Source organism: Saprospiraceae bacterium (genome assembly GCA_016710235.1).
In the GTDB taxonomy this organism is placed as follows: domain Bacteria; phylum Bacteroidota; class Bacteroidia; order Chitinophagales; family Saprospiraceae; genus Vicinibacter.
Window position 1 is genome coordinate 3,333,295 of the sequence record JADJLG010000001.1, and the last position, 18,363, is coordinate 3,351,657.

The window sequence follows — 18,363 nt, forward strand, 5'->3', positions numbered from 1 at the left end:
ATTCTATTTCCTTTCCTTCCAAAAGCGGACACTGAAAATCATTTCTGTTCGCTCATCAACTCTCACTTCTTCTGAAATTAAATGTGGTATTACTGCAACTATTTTCTCTGAATCTTGAAGAATAACCGCATTCATTTTTTCATGCTGTGCCAATTTTTTGTTTGAAAAAATATCTTGTAGTTTTTTAGTGCCTATTGTCATACCAAACGGTTTCATGCGATCTCCCGACTCCCATTGACGCAAGACTAATCTCTCTGAGATTTTGGCCATGTCCCCATAGAGCATGTTTGTTTGAAATTTGCTTGTGTATTGTTTCAGGTGCTCTTTAGGAAAAATTTCTATTTCTAGATTCCAATTTGCGAATTTTAATTTTTGAGCTTCTAACTTAAAAGTTTCGGTTTGATTGAACTCCGAATTTAAATCAAGGAAAATCCAAATCCAGTCTCTATCTATTCTAATAAGTTTGTCATTCTTAACAGCAGTAAATTGGGCTCCGGTATGCGTGTTTTTATCCAAAATCAGATTTATTTGTTCATACCCGAAGCCTATTTCCAAAAAATACCTGCTGAGAAAGTACCTGTGGTCATAGCGTGATAATTTGAACACTTCTTTTCCTTCGTCCGATACATTTATTTTTCTCCATTGATCATATTGGTCATCTAATATTTCTGAAGCATCTTGGATCAAACATACACTTTTCACCACATTCATACTGAAATGAGGCAATCGATCTTCTATAGCAGGAATGATGGTATTCCGAAAAAAATTTCTCAAATACTCAGACTTTAGATTTGATTCGTCATGATTATAAAGAATGCCATGATTTTGTGCATAAGTTTCAATTAATTTTGGATCACAGCTTAAAAGAGGCCGGAGAATATTACCCTGTAATGCTGGTATTGATTTCAGCCCCAAAATTCCTGAACCTCTGCTCAGATTCATCAAAAAAGTCTCTACTAAGTCAGCACTGTGATGCGCAGTGATTATCCATTTACAGCTTTCTTTGGCAGCAATTTCTAAAAAAAACTGGTACCTGATTCTTCTAGCATTTTCCTGCAAGTTTCCAGGAACCAAATCCCCCGGTTCAATTGATTTTACGGCACATTCAATTTTGTGTGTTTCACACCAAGCTTTAACCAAAGCTTCGTCTTTATCAGAATCCAGACGTAAATGGTAATTAACATGAGCCACCATTATATGATATCCCAAATCAAACATCAGGTGGAGGAGTACCATAGAATCTCTTCCACCGCTCACACAAAGCAAAAGTTTGTCTTCTTGCTTGATAAAACCCTGATTTTGAATAATTTTGTGGAGTGAATTCATTGTTCAAATATCCGATATATTCATGAAAACTAAATTATTGCTACTTACATTAGTCGTTAGCTATGCTGCTTGCAAACATGATCCCAGATCCAATCAAACTACTGCCCCACCGGTTGTTCAAGACAACACAACGAAAGAGGAAGCTGTTCCATCAGTAAAAGTCGCATTTGCAAAAATAGACAATGATTTTCTCAATAGGGTTCGTGATCAAAAACCCGCACCAATGATTACAGACTCTATTTGGCATCATTACGTAGGTATATCTATCCGAATCAAAGACCCGTTAATCTATAAAGGTGATTGGATTGATTTACTTCCAGGAGGTGATTATAAATCCGGAAAGTACAGTCGTACTTTGGACCAAGGAAAATTTGTTTTTGATGAACTGAGCCAAAAACTTGAATTGAGATCATCCCAGCAAGACAGCTCATCTGAATGGAGGGTCAAAGTTGATCCTGATGCTATGCTGTTGATTGGAACAGAAAAATACCAAAACAATCCTTGGCAGATCAAACTAGTTCGCAAATACGCGATTCCTTCAGAGTCATCAGGCAATTAGTTCAATTCAACTTCTACTTGGGATTCATTAGTACTAATCACGTGGTGAGTTGAAATCAATATTGTGGAAGTAAAGGTTTGTTTTCGAGTATCTTCTCTACTTGTTTATTGAGTTCTTCAGTGAAGTAAGGCAGCACTTCCAAGGCCCCAAGATTTTCTTCTAATTGGCTGAGTCTGGATGCTCCTAATATTACAGTACTTACATTTGGATTTTGTGCGCACCATGCAATCGCAAAGGGAGCCAAACTGACACCCAGGCGATCTGCGAGTGTTTTCAAACGTTCAACCTTGGACATTTGATCGTTAACAAGCGTTTTTTCACGAAGCCAGCTGAGTTCCGGTCTTGCAAGTCTAGAATCTTGAGGAACCTCATTCAAGTACCTGCCAGACAACAATCCACTAGCCAAAGGGGACCAAATCGTGGTTCCCAGCCCAACCGTTTTATAAACTTGCAAGTAATCTGCTTCCACTTTTTGCCTACAAAACATATTATATTGGACTTGATCCATTGTAGGGGCGATCAATCTGAGTTCTCGAGCAATCATGTGAGCTTCCATAATTTCTTGTGCAGACCATTCGGATGTGCCCCAATACAATATTTTACCTTGTTGAAGGAGAGTATTCATTGCCCAAACCGTTTCTTCAATAGGGGTGTTTTTGTCTGGTCTGTGAGCAAAATAAAGATCCAGATAGTCCACTTGAAGTCTTGTCAAAGCTTCATTGCAAGCTTCAATGACGTGCTTTCTACTCAAACCGGTTTGGTTTGGTAGTTTGCCGCCCCTTCCAAAAAAAACTTTCGAGGAAACCAAGTAACTGGTTCTATCCCAAGCCATTTTTTTCAGGATTCTGCCCATAACCACCTCTGACTGACCACTTCCGTATATTTCTGCATTGTCAAAAAAATTAACTCCGCTGTCATATGCCTTTTTCATCAAGGCTTCAGAAGTAGTATCGTCAATCTGGTTTCCAAAAGTTACCCAGCTTCCAAAGGAGAGCAGACTTACCTGCAATCCCGATTTTCCGAGTCTGCGATATAGCATTTCAATGATTTATTTGGTTATGTACAAAAACAAGAAGAGGTTGTCTAAGTTTATAGACAACCTCTTCAATATTGAGATTTTGTTTAAGAATTAATTTTCAAACACAATTTGTTTTGAAATCGTCTTGCCTTGGAGGTGAATTCTGGTCAAATACACACCTGCACCCAATTGGTTGCGAGGCATGTTAAATCCTGAATTATTAATATCAGTATGGGCTTTCACCAACCGACCCTGCATATCATACACATAGATAGACTGAATAACTTCAGGGTTTTTTACTGAGAAATAAACTGAAGAAACAGCTGGATTTGGTGAAATACTCAAACCAACTTGTTCTGCAGAAACTTCTTTATTGTCCACGTAGGTACAACCCAGACCCATTGCAGCACAAGCTCTTGGCAAGAAGAGCGCAAAAGCAGTATCCAAGTATCTTCTACCTTTTGCCTGAGACATGTCAGGATTGGTTTGAAGGCCGCTAAAGTGCAATGTATCTGCATTAAAATTAGTACCTCTTGTTTGATTTACAAATGCCACAACATTTCTAAGCGTTGGCAAATCCCACCAGTCCCAAGGTGAACCTTGGAAAGGAGGTAAATTTAAGCCATAAAAATGATCATCGCCCATTTGTATCCTTTGTCCAGTCAATGGAATCAGGATATTAGTAGCTTTCTGAACTTCAATTTGTGCTTCAAGAGGATCCTTACCATCAGGGATTGTATTTAATACTGCATTCGAACCTAGTTTATTGGCTAACTCTATCGCTTTTCTGGTTCCTATGACGTTTACAACAAATTCTCTAGTGGTTGGTACTATAACAGCTCCTTCATAATATGGTGCAAAAAAGTCATTTACACAGTGCATTCCTGAATACGCCGGTTCTACTGCTTCACCATCCAACCAACTGGAATCACCTAGTGCTCCACCCAAATTAAATGCGAACTGAAAATTTGAACTGTAACCTGGATGGTTCGGCAAACAAAGAACTGCCTGAGAAGTACCATAAATATTACCAAAAATTGTGCTGTCGATATAAGGCTTCAAATCCACACTATTGATAAATTTATCCAATACAACTTCGTTAAAATCGTTCAAAGACCCTGCTCCAAAAGAAAGATATCCACCTGTACCTACACCATACACAGCAATCTTGTTCGGGTCAATACCAAAAGCATTTCCTCCTTCAGCAACCGATTTTTTAAAATAGCGAATACAGCTTCTTGTGTCCTGGATACCCCGATACGCAGCCTGGAGCAATGTACTTGTACGCACATTTACATCAGGAGCAGTAGGCAACCAACCCAATCTGTAAGTATAAGCTGCAACAACGAATCCTCGTGCTGCTAGATACTTGGCTGCGGCAGTCACAGTGGAGTCAGATCTACTACCGGTAATCTGACCATTGTAAAGTGGTGGAAGAAAACTTCCAGTATGCGCAATTAATACGAGGGGTCGGTCAGTTCTTGTATCCCCTTCTGGTTCATACAAATCGAACTTAAGATCTTCAGGTGCAGGAGTACCGTTCGCAGTTAATACGGTGATGTTGTTACCATACACAAGATTAGGGGTTACTTTCACCCCGAACATCGCATCCAGGTAGCGATTTTGCGCTTGGAGGAAGAAGGAACATAATAAAAAAGCAATGGCGTAAATTTTTTTCATTTTTTAATATTAATGGTTAACAAATATTCAAGATTTTTTTAATTCGTAAAGTAATGATATATAAGCCAATCTACCTACTTTAGATCTAACATATGTCTGGAAATTTTTTTGATTGAAAATGTTAGATGCTCCAAGCTTTAAAGTTGTGTTTTGTTTCTTCCACAACCAATTGATCTGTGCATCAGTCAAACTGTAAGTCGGAATAAAGCCGGTAAATTGTGGAGAGCCTTCAAAAAGGAATCCTTGGATCCACTTGTAATTGATATTAAATCCAAAATTGGGAATTCCAAAAACGGATATATCTCTTCCGCTAACTCCAACATTATACTTGTGTTCAGGGGTATTAAATGCAGGGATGATCGGATCATCTGTTTGAGTAACCAATTTATTCCAACTATAATTTCCTTTTAATGCATAAAATTTTCTAAAATAATAATTAAGCCCTATTGAAAAACCCTGTGAAGTAACCACATCAGTTGCATTTGAACTCACACGATATGCTTGCACAGATGTAGGAGTAGCGGACCCGACAGGAATAAAAGCATCGATACCTAGCTGATAACCTATAAAGTCTTTGTACCGTGAATAATATGCACCTAAGTCAGCAAACAAATTCTTCAAAACAGTAGTCCTATAACCTATTTCTATAGTTTTTACTTTTTCTGGCTGTATTGCAGGAATGGAAAAATAAACCAAAGTATCTCTCCTTCCCGTATTGAGAAAATCTACAAAGGATTCAACTGTGATGAGGTCATCAATTCCATTGATATTGCCCAATAGAACCGCTCTTCCCACATTGTAATGCAAGTATTGATCGGTAAGTGTCGGATTTCTGATGGCAGAAGAAAAGGAAATGCGCAAATAATTATTTGCTGAAGGGTTGTAAACGATTGATGCAGCAGGTGAGACTAAGAAATTAAAATTTTCGTGTTTGTCCAGTCTTGCCGTAATGTTGAATTTTAGCTTATTGTGCAAAAAGCTAAGGGTAGGTCCTACATAAAATCCATATTCGTAAGTGCGGATATCAGCATTTCCTGTATCCAGCAAAATAGAACCCTTAGAATCCGGAAAATAAACTCTTGCACTTCCGCCGACTGTTATATCAAAATCTGACAAAATTTGATTGGCTACAAGATCCTTAAATATATATTCCCCTTGTCCATGAACCAAAGCAGATCTATCGTAAAATTTAGTGCCGTTTTCACTATAAGCAATTTTCGAAGTGATGGATTCAAAGGCACTATTAAATTCTGTTGATCCGGGTTCATAAAAACTCGCGGTATTGATTATAGAATCGCCTATGTTAGCGAATGTTTGAGTGAGGAAATGCCACAGATAAAGTGAATCCTGAATTTTACCTAAAAATTCAGATAATGCTTTATTGTATCCTTCAGGATTTCCTATAAAATTGGATGGTTTCGGGTATCCTTCGATGGATTGTATTTTTGGTTTAATATTGATATTCCAATAATTGATATAATTTTTTGTAAATATATCATTTGACTTGGCGTTGCTTTGTAGTTTAAGTGCTGTAAAATAAGGATCATATGAATCTCCACTATTTTCATGTGTACCATACAAACGAAGAAACCAATGGTCTCTCTTGATCAATTCTGCCTTATGTTGGAAAAATAAAATATTCTTGAGCGAATAACGATTATCGCCTTGATAAACTGTTGATCCTCCACCAAAACTGGATGAAAATATCAACTCAGGTGATTCAAAAACCTTAGATGGTCTTAGTCGAAAATGCAAAGCTGCATTTGCTTTAATGTTATAAGAATGGTAATCTACCAGATCCGTTTCTTTATATCCTTTGCGATGGAATATTCCAATTCCAGGATTGGCTGGAGCACTCTTGGACAAATCATTTGAACTCTGATATTCATCGCCATATATATTCACAGCATCGTAACCTCCGGGGTTGTTCCGATCAGTTTTTGTATCATAAACCGGATCATAATTATCTGCTTCCCAGTCATAAGCTCTCATATGGAACAAATTCAGCTTGTATCCGAAAAAATCATGTCCTGATTTGTTTTTCTTTACATCAGCCCATCGAACAGCGTTCTCCACCAAATTGCGCTCACCCAATTTGACACTAACGCTGACACCTTTGTGTAGAAATGGGTTTTTGGTTTCCATACTGATTACTCCATTAAATGCATTCGGTCCATAGAATGCAGAACTTGCACCTACTATTAGATCCACTTTGTTGACATCCAATTCTGAAGCGCCCAGAAAATTTCCCAGAGAAAAGTTCAAGCCCGGAGACTGATTGTCCACTCCATCTATAATCTGTAGTGATCGCACGGGACTTGTGCTATTGAAACCGCGTGTATTAATCACCGTAAATCCAAGAGAAGCCGTGGTCAAATCCACATCTTTTAGCGAACCCAATCCATCATAAAAATTGGCAGAAGGCGTTTCCTTTATAGCAATTAAATCCATTGATTCAACAGTAAGAGGAGAGGATTTCTGTTTGTCAGAAATGCGCTGACCTTTCACTTCGATGGCTTCGATCATCACAGTCTCCTCTTCCAGAGTTAGCTGATGTGATCTTCCCAAATCCGATATAGTAAATTCTGTCGTTTTATACCCACTGTACCGGCATTCAATCTTCTGCGACCCTGTGCTGCTTAAGTTCAAAATAAAATTTCCTTCATAATCTGTAGCTGTACCGTTAGTAGTACCTTTGACGAGAACCGTTGCTCCTATCAAAGGCTCACCGGTAATCGCATCCTTTAGTGTTCCTCTTAAATGAGATTGTGCTTGAAGATCTATTCCACAACTGAATATGAAATATATAAATATTACTAAATGACATAATATATACCTATTCATCATTTCTTAGCTTGGTTTTGTTTGATTCAGCAACGCAAAGTAAAGTATTCTGCTGAATTTGCGCCTTTTTTCAATAAAATTAATTGCGGATCAGTGATCGGACTTCCCTTTTATCATGTAAAAGCCTAGTATTGCATTTGGTATTTTTGGAAATTTCCGTATTTTATTTGGTAGAAACTAGTTCATTTTTTCGCGATTTTCAAATCGGATGAACCAGGCTAATTTATATAACTTGAACAGGTAAATTGAAGGTCTTTTATTCAATAATCGATCATTAATTTTACTTTCAAAACAACCAAAAAACCACAGGTAAACTTTGTCCATTCGGAGCAATTTGAGTCGACTTCCGATAGTTTCCAGTTTGCTGCCTAAAAATTGCTTTTTCACTGAATTAAGCATGACAAGTTGCTTGACGGATTCTCTAGTTTTAGAAAGAAAGATTTCTGTATTTTCCAGACCATCATGCTTTACCGGATTTGGTATATGTTGTATTCTAATATTGGCTTTCTTTAGTTGATTTGCCCAGAGTGTATCTTCGTGACCATACGCAATAAGTTGTGGATCAAATGGAATTTTCAAGATGATCTCGCGATCACATAAAAAATTATTGCTATGAAAGCTAAGGTATTCATCTTTGTTTCGTTCATCTTCATTAAGTGCCTCACTTTTAATACCAGTTAACCAGTGTAAATAGTAAGATTTTGTAGGTTCATTACCATATGAGGTACCACCATAAATAACGCGATCCGGATATTGGGCTTTTGCATGGATATAGTTGCTTATGAAACTCAAATCAAGGAGCCTTGAATCGCAATCCAAGTACAAGAGAGTTTCGTATCGTGCCAATGCAGCTAATTTATTTCTAGTAACTGATCTACCTAAATTACTTTCATTCTCGTAGTAAAAAATGCGATCATCGATATCAATATTTTCCTTATTCCCAATTTTAAATTCCTTGTCTGAAAAATCATCCAAACAAATAATTTCGTAATCCCCAATTGGTATTTGGTTGCAAGATTGAGTCAATTCTTCTACCAAAGGATGTAAACTGCGCTGGTAAACTGGCAATAATATGGACAATCCCATCTAACAAAGTTACGAAAAAACAAGCTGGTCGATCAACAGAAAGACTTCAGGGTTGTTTAAAGGCATAAAAAATATCCTCATTGAACTATAGCGCAGATTTCCTCCATCAAACTCACTCTGATAAACGATTGTATGCCATTGCTGAAAAAGTAAAAACAAATCAGAGGATCGACACCGAAGACTGTCTTTATCTGTATCAGAGAGCATCATTGTCATTGTTAGGTTCTCTAGCAAATGACATTCGCGAAAGAAAGCATGGAGCTAAAACTTTTTTCAATAAAAATTTTCACATCGAACCTACCAATGTTTGTGTATATTCTTGTAGTTTCTGTTCGTACTCTCGACTGATCAAAAATAGGATTGATGGCTGGGAATACAGTTTTGAAGATATCATGTCGCAGGTGAAAGCATACGATGGAATTCCCGTAACTGAAGTGCACATTGTAGGAGGAGTGCTGCCTCAGTATGATGTAGCTTTTTACACGAATTTATTCAAAGCCATCAAACTGCACAGGCCTGACTTACATATTAAAGCGTTGACACCTGTTGAATATCATTATATATTTAAAAAAGGAAAACTCAGTTATCAAGATGGAATGCATCTCATGAAAGAATCCGGTCTGGATAGCATGCCAGGAGGAGGTGCAGAAATTTTTGATGAAACGATCCGCGAAAAAATTGCAGGAGGCAAATGCTCTTCAGATCAATGGCTGGAGATCCACAGGATCTGGCACAATATGGGAATGAAGAGTAATGCGACAATTCTCTATGGACATATCGAAAGTTATGAACATAGAGTAGACCATCTCAATAGATTGCGAATACTTCAGGATGAGACCCTCGGTTTTCAGGCGTTTATTCCTCTAAAATTCAGAAATAAAGACAACGAAATGTCGCACCTCCCTGAAGTGAGTACAATTGAAGATTTAAGGAACTATGCAATCTCCAGAATATTTCTGGACAACTTTGATCATATCAAGTCTTACTGGCCTATGATCGGTAGGAGTAACGCTCAACTAGCCTTACAGTTCGGCGTTGACGATATTGATGGAACCATCGACGACAGCACCAAGATATACAGTCTGGCAGGGTCAGAAGAGAAATCGCCTATAATGACCACTTACGAACTTGTAAATTTAATTCGCCAGATAGATCGTCAGCCTATAGAACGTGATTCGCTTTATAATGAGCTCAAAAATTATTCAGATGTGGAATTTGATGAAGAACCAAGAGTGAGAGCTTATACAGCTCTAAATGTTATACAGTAGAGGAATGAAACACAATTTGTACTTCATCAGACATGGAGAAACCGACGAAAACGTCAAGAGAATAGTTCAAGGTTGTGGTGTGGATTCAGTACTGAATGAAAATGGATTGAACCAAGGAAAAAAATTTTACGAACATTACAAAAATATTGGCTTCAAGAAGATGTATTGTTCAGCCCTGAAAAGAACCTATCAGACGATTCAATCTTTTGAAAAATCGCATGGTAAAATACAATCCGATCGGAGGTTAAACGAGATCTCATGGGGAGAACACGAAGGAAAATCAGGCGGAGAAGAATTCATGCGCAAGTATTTTTCTGTCATTAACTCCTGGAAATCTGGTGATTATACTGCAAAAGCAATTGGTGGCGAAAGTGCAGAAGAATTGGAAGCCAGATGTAAAAGTTTTTTGGATGATCTGGATTATCATCCCGGAGGGCATACTTTAATCTGTACACATGGTAGGACCATCAGGGTTTTTGCGTGCATACTGCAAAACTTGCCACTTTCGGAAATGGAAAATCTGGCACAGAAGAATACAGGTCTTTATCTATTCTCAGGTGATCGAAATCAAATGGAATGCACGATCAACCATAGTTTAAGTCACCTGAATGATTGAAATTCCCCAAATTGTAGCTGTGCAATATCTCAATACAGCACCGATGTTATTTGGACTGCAAGAGCACCCTCAATTCGAGGATATGAAGTTAATCACTGGAACTCCGGCATTTTGTGCAGAGATGTTATTGCAACAGGAAGCGTGCATTGCACTGATCCCTGTTGGTTCATTGTCAGACTTCGAACAAGCTCATATCATTTCTGATTATTGCATAGGATGCGATGGTGCTGTCGAAACCGTTGGAATATGGAGTAATAAAGATTTGGACGAAATTCGATCCATTAAGCTTGACGCCGCTTCCCGCACTTCCAATCTTCTCGCACAAATCATTGTACGGCAATTTTGGAAAAAAGATATAATTTTTACTGATGCAGATGCTGATGCAGAAGTTGTAATTGGAGACAGGACATTTGAATTGGAGGACAAGTATAAGTTTATGTGGGATCTGGGGAGTGAATGGAAGCACTTTACAAATTTGCCATTCGTCTTTGCAGTTTGGGCTTCTCTTCAACCTGTTAGTCTTGAGTTCTCGGAAGTTTTCAATGAAGCTTTAAGCAATGGGATCCAAAACCTACATCAATGGTCTTACAAAACCAATTTGGATCATTCAACACTGATGAAATATTTGGGTCATTCGATTTCCTTTCCTTTAGATGATTTGAAAAAAAGAGCACTCCTTCAATTTCTGAAAATGAATCAAATTCAAACCCAGCTCTACTTTTGATAGTAAGCTCACATTAAATCGAATTCGCATATCTAAAAACAGTCCCTGGTGCGAAATTATATATATAAATTATATTTAATGTATAATAAATTGGTCATAAATTAGTTGCCCAATGAAAAAAAGCTTAGAAAAGTCTTTCGTTTCATCTAAAATGAAGATTTTTGTGCCAGCTTTTCATTTGAATTGTGGTCAATCAACCTGTAAAAATCAAAACTCCAATCCCGTCGCATGATCCTCAAGCGGTGTGGGATGGCATATTAGCAGAAGTCAAGCTACAACTGGAAGAATCGGAATTTACGCGTTGGTTTTCGTCTATAAAACCAATTAAAATAGAAAATACCTCACTCACTATTGAAGTCCCCAATCAGTTTGTTTATGAAAGACTCGAAAGCAATTATCTGGATCTTTTGCGCAAGGGGATAAAAAAAGCGCTTGGTCCAACAGGTAAATTGGAATATAAGTTGGTCATGCAGGGTATTAAACAAAATAATGCCTCTTCCACCATTAAAAACAACAGCCAAAATCTTGAAAAAATACCGTTGAGTGCTTACAACCCGTTTGTAATCCCCGGTATTAGAGATTATAAAATCGACTCAAACCTGAATGAAAATTATACTTTCGATAATTTTATTGAAGGTGATTGTAATCGGGTGGCCAGACAGGCGGGTATCAATATCACCAAGAATCCTGGAAAGCTGTTCAATCCTCTGATAGCATATGGGGACACAGGTCTAGGTAAAACCCATTTGGCTCATGCTATTGGGAATGGATTACTCAAGAATTTTCCAGATTTTAAGGTTGTATACATCAGTACAGATAAATTTACCAATCAATTTATCTTGGCTGTAAAAAATAATGCTGCAAATGAATTTGCTCATTATTTCAATAATGTAGATGCATTATTGATTGACGATATACATTTCTTTGCGGGCAAAACTGGAACTCAGGAAGTTTTTTTCCATCTTTTCAATCATTTGCAACAGCAGGGCAAGCAAATCGTCATGACTTCTGATAAATCGCCAAAAGATCTCAATGAGATAGAAGACCGGTTAATTAGCAGGTTCAAATGGGGACTCACCATAGAGTTAGGCAGTCCTGATTATGAAACGAGAATGGCTATTCTGCTCTCAAAAATGGAAAAACTCAATATTCAATTGCCTGAAAATGTGAGGGATTACTTGTGCCAAAACGTAAAAACGAATATCAGAGAAATTGAAGGTATGCTTATCAGTCTTATTGCCCAATCCAGTCTAAACAAAAGAGCGATAGACATTCCCCTTGCTGAAGAAATTTTACAAGAGTATTGTACTCAAATTATCCAAGGTATCAGCATGGAGGATATCATCAAAATCATTTGTGAGACTCAAAAAATCAATCCGGAACTGTTGATGAGCAGGTCCAGAAAAGGTAAAATTGTCCAATCCAGGCATCTCGCTATGTATTTTTGCCGAAAATATGTGGCCAATGTCAGCCTGAAAGCTATCGGGGATTATTTTGGTGGAAAAGACCATAGTACGGTAATCCACGCTTGCAAATCTGTAGAAAATATGCTTGTGACAGATCCGCTTTTAAAGAGCCTTGCTCAAGAAATTGAAAAGAAAATTGTAAAATCTTTGAGAGTAAAATAGTTTTTATAATTTTGCGGTCACTTTTGCTGAAGAGTAAAAGCAAATGATGGGTGGAAAGCAAATTATCAGGCATTCAACCGATCATCGAGGTGAGGTGGGTGAGTGGCTGAAACCAGCGGTTTGCTAAACCGCCGTACGCTGTTAAGGTGTACCGAGGGTTCAAATCCCTCCTTCACCGCTTACAGATCATAAATAATCAGAAGGGTCAATACCCACTATAAACCTTCTGAAATGGTAATAGCTTCATTGCAATACCAAATTTTTTCGGGGCGTAGCGCAGTCCGGTTAGCGCACCTGCTTTGGGAGCAGGGGGTCGAGAGTTCGAATCCCTCCGCCCCGACTCAAAAAGAGGAGTATCATAAGATGCTCCTTTTTTATTTTACCCAAATTTTGTATCTGTTATTGGGTGAATTAAATTTTCCTTCAACAAGCATAAAATTAAAATTCTGGATTAACCATCCAACTTACCCAATCGAATTGAAATAGTGCATATTCCGCTAAGAAGTATATACTTAGATCTTACCGAAAATTAAAATAAGCCGTGCCAATTGAAATTTAATACCGTCTGAACAGACTACTTTTCTTGACTAATGAGTCCGGACTATGTTATGAATTCAATTTTTGTAATTCAGAGATCAACTTAGAATTTGTAGTTGAAGAAACCGGCACCAATGGGAGCCGAAGATAATTGTCACAGAGCCCCAGAAAGTGTAATGCTGCTTTTATACCTGCGGGATTACCGTCGACATAAAGCCACTGATGCACGTCCATAAGGTTTAGATTTATTTTTGCAGCTGTAGTGTAGTTTCCCGCAAGAGCTGATCGAATTAAATCTGAAAACTGTCTTGGATAAGCATTTGCAATAACACTTATAACCCCATCTCCTCCAATAGCTACCAACCCAAGTGCCAGCGGGTCATCACCTGAAATTACATGAAAATGTGAGGGTTTGTGCTTAATTATTTTTGAAGCCTGAACCAGATCACCTGAAGCTTCTTTGATACCGCAAAAAATCGGGGAAGCGTGTGCCAAACGTAATGTGGTATCAGCTGTTAGATTTGAGCTGGTCCTTCCAGGTACATTATAAATGATAATAGGCATTGGACTTTGTTCGGCAAGTGCCATATAATGCCTAAAAATTCCTTCTTGTGAAGGTTTGTTGTAAGCAGGGCTGCTAGACAAGATAGCAGTCAATCCGGATGTGTCCAATGCTTTCATTTCTGCCAATAGTTCTGCCGTATTATTCCCTCCTATGCCGATCACAACCGGAACCCTAGCCGCTACCTGTTGAACTGTAAATCTCACCACTTGATCCTTTTCTTCCTGACTAAGTGTGACACTCTCTCCGGTTGTTCCTAAAGTCACTAAGTATTCCACTCCACCTGTAATGGTGTGTTCAATAATTCTTCCCAGAGCTTGAAAATCGATTTTTCCATTGCGATCGAAAGGGGTGACTAAAGCAACACCGGTACCTTTTAAAAATTGTAAATCTGCCATAAATTTTAATAAAATATCAGGCTTCTTTGAATCTGCCCATTTGTTCGTATTTCAAAATTCTGTTTGTCACTCTCTGTAGGGGTTCGATAGGTAATAAATCATCTAAATGCACTTTTATATGCTTTTTTATAGTTCGAGCCATTGTTTCAGGATCATTGTGAGCGCCGCCTAAAGGTTCTTTAACAATACCATCTATCAGGCCAAAACCCTCCATGTGATCAGCTGTCAGCTTGAGTGCTTCTGCTGCTTTCTCTTTAAAATCCCAACTCCTCCACAAAATTGAAGAACAACTTTCAGGTGAAATCACAGAATACCACGTATTTTCAAGCATAAACACTCTGTCTCCAACTCCGATTCCTAAGGCTCCACCTGATGCTCCTTCACCGATAATATAACAAAGGATCGGCACTTTCAATTGCGACATCTCAAATAAATTCCTGGCAATAGCTTCAGCCTGACCTCTTTCTTCTGCTTCAATCCCGGGATAAGCTCCGGGAGTATCTATAAAAGTAACAACAGGATAATTGAATTTTTCTGCAAGCTTCATCAAGCGCAATGCTTTTCGATAGCCATCAGGATTAGCCATCCCAAAATTTCGAAACTGTCTTTGTTTTGTAGAATTGCCTTTCTGGTGTCCAATGACGACCACGGGTTGGGAATCAATAAACCCTACACCCCCAACTATTGCATGATCATCTTTGACGTACCTGTCACCATGTAATTCAATAAATTTCTTGCAAATCTGACTGATATAATACATTGTATAAGGTCGTTCAGGATGTCTTGACAACTGAACTTTTTGCCATCCACTCAGATTGCTGTAGATTTCCTTCCTTTTGGTTTTGATCCGCCCTTCCAGCTCAGTAATTTTCTCAGTTAGATCTAGCTGTCCTTCCTCAGAGAGTTTTTTCAGCTTTTCCAGCTGCTCATAGAGCACTTCAAGAGGCTTTTCAAATTCCATAAATATCATAAAACCAATCAATTATGGCCTAATGCCGTTAGAAAATGGGTTTATCAAAACAAGGACAAATTACAGGAAGTTTACGGAGCATGAATAAATCAATGCGATTTTATTTTTTTATATGCCAGAAAGTAAAATATATCAAAGGTATCCTTATTTTTGCGCTCGCTTTCATTAGAAAGTTAGCGGGATCGGTAGTTCAGTTGGTTAGAATGCCGGCCTGTCACGTCGGAGGTCGCGGGTTCGAGTCCCGTCCGGTCCGCTAAAATAAAGGAGTCTATGCAGGCTCCTTTTTTATTTAAATTTTATCATAATTGATCTTACAAGTCCATTGGAATTAATTTCCTGATGACTTTTGCAGGAACACCTACAGCAACAGAAAAATCATCTAAATCTTGTGTTACTACTGCTCCGGCTCCAACTACACACATTTTTCCAATTCGCACTCCAGGTAATACTATCGCTCCTGTACCAAGATACGCCCCATCTCCCAGAAGGATAGGAGATCGGTATTCATCTAAGGACTTTGAAATTATTCTATTTCCAACTTCCTGATGTGTAAATAAACTCACTCTGGCACTTAGAACAACTTCTTTGCCCAATCGGATTTCATCAGTTAGATCCAAAATCACCTGTTCTCCGATATAACATTCTTGGCCAATGGTTAATTTTTTAAAATCACCCAAACTTTCAGATCTTCCGCTTGAATTTAGTATGACTAAGCCTGATTTGATGCTTACATCTGAACCCACATTTGCATTACAGTGCCTCAATATTTCAGGCAAGGCAAAACTTTTAACAAGAGGTAAACTTTCACAAAATAAATGATGTCCAATAAAATATCTTTTGATCTTGATCAGAAGAATATATAGTGTTTTCAACATTTTTTTCATTTTTCAATCATTGAGCAGATCATTACAATCAGTGTTCGTCTAATCGACTCACAGATGTCACTCCTTGTAGTTTTGCCAAAGACTGTATGATTTTATTTAACTGGTCTTTGTGATTGACAAGCAAAGATATCTTTCCATCAAAAGTGCCTTGATTGCCTTCAATACTAAAGGACTTTATATTGACTCCCATTCCGGAAGAAATAGTATGCGTCAGTCTTTCGATCACACCAGGCCCATCATCAATGCCGTGTACCATCAATACAGCAGTGAACGAACTATTCAATCTCTGAGCCCATTCCGCCTTCAGTATTCTGTATCCATAAGAAGCCATTAAATGCTCGGCGTTCTTGCAGTTGACACGGTGGATTTTCATTCCGCTACTCGTAGTTACGTACGCAAATATTCTATCCCCTTCTACCGGATTGCAACAAGCCGCCAAAGAATATTGGTATTGATCTCCATCTTCACCATTGATGATGAGCTTGGTAGTATGTGCAAACGTCCTTGAAATTTTGCCTAACTCAGTAAAATTGAGCTCTTTCGGTTCATTTCTGATTTCACTCAATTTTCCATTCTCGACATTGAATTTGCGGAGCAACTCCGGAAAATCAAATCTCTCGTCTGCAAAATGAACATAAAGTTCGGTTCGCGATCGACAAGCCAATAATTTCATCAACACTTCCAGGTTCTCTTCGATATCCAGTTTGTTGTTCTTCAGTTTTCGATCCAAAATTTCCTTGCCATCTTCAGCTTTCTTTTTCTCCTCTTCCTTGAGTGAAGCCCGGATTTTAGATTTGGCCTTCCCGGTTATTACGATTTTGAGCCAATCTTCCGTAGGTCTTTGATTTTTGGCAGTGACAACTTGAATCTGATCTCCACTGCTGAGCTGATACCCCATGGGTACCAGTTTGTTGTTGATTTTAAACGCACTTGCATGGTAACCGACATCGGAATGGATGTTAAATGCAAAGTCCAATGCTGTCGCTCCTTTGGGCAAAACTTTCATATCTCCTTTAGGCGTATAAACATAGACCTCTTCTCCATATAAATTGGATTTAAAGTCATTTAAAAATTCTATTGCATCATTATGGGGTGTCTCTAAAATATCTTTTATACTGTCGAACCAGTGGTCATAAATGCCATGTATGTTGGTAATCCCCTTATACTTCCAATGTGAGGCATATCCTTTTTCAGCAATGTCATCCATTCTGCGAGACCTGATTTGGACTTCCACATATTTACCTTTGGGGCCAATCACCGAAGTATGCAGAGATTCATACCCATTCGATTTTGGTGTTGTAATCCAATCTTTCAATCGCTCGGGAATGGGCCTATGTACATCTGTTACAATAGAATACACTTGCCAGCACACTGATTTTTCTTTTTCCTTTGGAACATCTACCACAATGCGTACAGCAAATAGATCATAAATTTCCTCAAAACTTACCCGTTTTGTTTTTATTTTATTAGCAATAGAAGAAATTGATTTTGGTCGTCCATAGATCTCGTACTTCACACCCAAATCTTCTAATGATTCCTTGAGAGGCTTTATGAATTCATTAATAAATCTTGTCCGCTCTTTCTGAGTATCCTTTAGCTTGAATACAATCTCGTTGTACAATTCAGGTTCATTGATTTTCAAGCAAATATCCATGAATTCAGACTTGAGATTGTAAAGCCCCAGTCTGTGTGCAAGTGGTGCGTATATATAAGTAGTTTCGGCAGCTATTTTCAACTGCTTGTGTTGGGGCATTCCTGCAATTGTCCTTAAATTGTGCAATCTGTCGGCCATTTTTATCAAGACCACCCTTACATCTTCAACTAAAGTGGATAGTACTTTTTTAAAATTTTCTGCTTGAGGACTTTCTACGTTATAGAGTCCATCCAATTTGGTAAGGCCATCAACTATTTTGGAAATTTTAGGGCCAAATTCTCTGTGGATGACTTCCAGGTTGACAGAAGTATCTTCAACAACGTCATGAAGCAAAGCTGACATTACGGATTTATAGCCGAGCCCTAACTCTTCGAAACATATTCTTGCAACTTCGATAGGATGGGTGATATAAGGCTCTCCAGACTTTCGTCTTTGCTCACCATGTGCTGTGAGAGCAAATCCAAAAGCCCTGCTGACGTCAGCGATTTCTTCAGCTTGCAAACCATGAGATTTGAGCAATTTCATGAGTTTTGCATAATCAGTTCTGATCATCTTGGCGTCGGCCTCATCAAAGTGAGGTGGCATCTTTATAATTTTCTCTTCATCCAT

At 38.3% G+C, this 18,363-nt stretch carries 14 protein-coding genes and 3 tRNA genes; 8 read left to right on the forward strand and 9 right to left on the reverse strand.

Annotated features, from left to right (window positions below; all coding sequences use genetic code 11):
* Positions 1-3: 3 nt before the first annotated feature.
* On the reverse strand, positions 4-1,326 hold the full coding sequence (gene tilS / locus IPI99_13270) for a tRNA lysidine(34) synthetase TilS (protein MBK7341481.1): 1,323 nt from the start codon (positions 1,324-1,326) through the stop codon (positions 4-6).
* A 22-nt stretch (positions 1,327-1,348) separates the two neighbouring features.
* Between tilS and IPI99_13275 the strand changes: the two genes are divergently transcribed.
* Positions 1,349-1,885 (forward strand): hypothetical protein, encoded by a 537-nt coding sequence (locus IPI99_13275; GenBank protein ID MBK7341482.1) that lies wholly within the window; start codon positions 1,349-1,351, stop codon positions 1,883-1,885.
* A 55-nt stretch (positions 1,886-1,940) separates the two neighbouring features.
* Here IPI99_13275 and IPI99_13280 read toward each other — a convergent pair whose 3' ends face one another.
* From IPI99_13280 to IPI99_13295, 4 genes are all read right to left on the reverse strand, one after another.
* Positions 1,941-2,924, reverse strand: a complete 984-nt coding sequence (locus tag IPI99_13280) for an aldo/keto reductase (GenBank protein ID MBK7341483.1) — start codon at positions 2,922-2,924, stop codon at positions 1,941-1,943.
* A gap of 90 nt (positions 2,925-3,014) precedes the next feature.
* Positions 3,015-4,583 (reverse strand): T9SS type A sorting domain-containing protein, encoded by a 1,569-nt coding sequence (locus IPI99_13285; GenBank protein ID MBK7341484.1) that lies wholly within the window; start codon positions 4,581-4,583, stop codon positions 3,015-3,017.
* Positions 4,584-4,610: 27 nt separating this feature from the next.
* A complete protein-coding gene (locus IPI99_13290; protein MBK7341485.1) occupies positions 4,611-7,427 on the reverse strand; it encodes a TonB-dependent receptor in 2,817 nt (938 codons plus the stop codon).
* Positions 7,428-7,604: 177 nt separating this feature from the next.
* Positions 7,605-8,513: a glycosyltransferase family 2 protein gene (locus IPI99_13295; protein ID MBK7341486.1), complete on the reverse strand. Its 909-nt coding sequence runs from the start codon at positions 8,511-8,513 to the stop codon at positions 7,605-7,607.
* A 71-nt stretch (positions 8,514-8,584) separates the two neighbouring features.
* Between IPI99_13295 and IPI99_13300 the strand changes: the two genes are divergently transcribed.
* The 6 genes from IPI99_13300 (at position 8,585) to IPI99_13325 (ending at position 13,089) form a co-directional block, all read left to right on the forward strand.
* Positions 8,585-9,781: a CofH family radical SAM protein gene (locus IPI99_13300; GenBank protein MBK7341487.1), complete on the forward strand. Its 1,197-nt coding sequence runs from the start codon at positions 8,585-8,587 to the stop codon at positions 9,779-9,781.
* A gap of 4 nt (positions 9,782-9,785) precedes the next feature.
* Positions 9,786-10,397, forward strand: a complete 612-nt coding sequence (locus IPI99_13305; protein ID MBK7341488.1) for a histidine phosphatase family protein — start codon at positions 9,786-9,788, stop codon at positions 10,395-10,397.
* Complete coding sequence (locus tag IPI99_13310; protein ID MBK7341489.1) at positions 10,390-11,121, forward strand: menaquinone biosynthesis protein; 732 nt, start codon at positions 10,390-10,392, stop codon at positions 11,119-11,121. Before IPI99_13305 ends, IPI99_13310 begins: the two co-directional genes overlap by 8 nt.
* Positions 11,122-11,306: 185 nt before the next feature.
* The gene (gene dnaA / locus IPI99_13315) at positions 11,307-12,749 is read left to right on the forward strand and encodes a chromosomal replication initiator protein DnaA (protein MBK7341490.1); all 1,443 of its coding nucleotides are present in this window, start codon (positions 11,307-11,309) and stop codon (positions 12,747-12,749) included.
* An 88-nt stretch (positions 12,750-12,837) separates the two neighbouring features.
* Positions 12,838-12,927 (forward strand) — tRNA-Ser (locus IPI99_13320).
* An 87-nt stretch (positions 12,928-13,014) separates the two neighbouring features.
* Positions 13,015-13,089, forward strand: a tRNA-Pro gene (locus IPI99_13325).
* 266 nt (positions 13,090-13,355) lie between these two features.
* Here the strand turns inward: IPI99_13325 and IPI99_13330 are convergent.
* Together IPI99_13330 and IPI99_13335 are read right to left on the reverse strand one after the other, a co-directional pair.
* Complete coding sequence (locus IPI99_13330) at positions 13,356-14,246, reverse strand: 4-hydroxy-tetrahydrodipicolinate synthase (GenBank protein ID MBK7341491.1); 891 nt, start codon at positions 14,244-14,246, stop codon at positions 13,356-13,358.
* A gap of 16 nt (positions 14,247-14,262) precedes the next feature.
* Positions 14,263-15,216, reverse strand: coding sequence for an acetyl-CoA carboxylase carboxyltransferase subunit alpha (locus tag IPI99_13335; protein MBK7341492.1), 954 nt, complete (start codon positions 15,214-15,216; stop codon positions 14,263-14,265).
* 179 nt (positions 15,217-15,395) lie between these two features.
* Here IPI99_13335 and IPI99_13340 point away from each other — a divergent pair.
* Positions 15,396-15,469 (forward strand) — tRNA-Asp (locus IPI99_13340).
* A 58-nt stretch (positions 15,470-15,527) separates the two neighbouring features.
* On the opposite strand, the gene IPI99_13345 is transcribed toward IPI99_13340, so the two are convergent.
* Both IPI99_13345 and IPI99_13350 read right to left on the reverse strand, forming a co-directional pair.
* Entirely contained in the window at positions 15,528-16,100 is a 573-nt protein-coding gene (locus IPI99_13345) for an acyltransferase (protein MBK7341493.1), read from the reverse strand.
* 28 nt (positions 16,101-16,128) lie between these two features.
* Positions 16,129-18,363 (reverse strand): bifunctional (p)ppGpp synthetase/guanosine-3',5'-bis(diphosphate) 3'-pyrophosphohydrolase, encoded by a 2,235-nt coding sequence (locus IPI99_13350; protein MBK7341494.1) that lies wholly within the window; start codon positions 18,361-18,363, stop codon positions 16,129-16,131.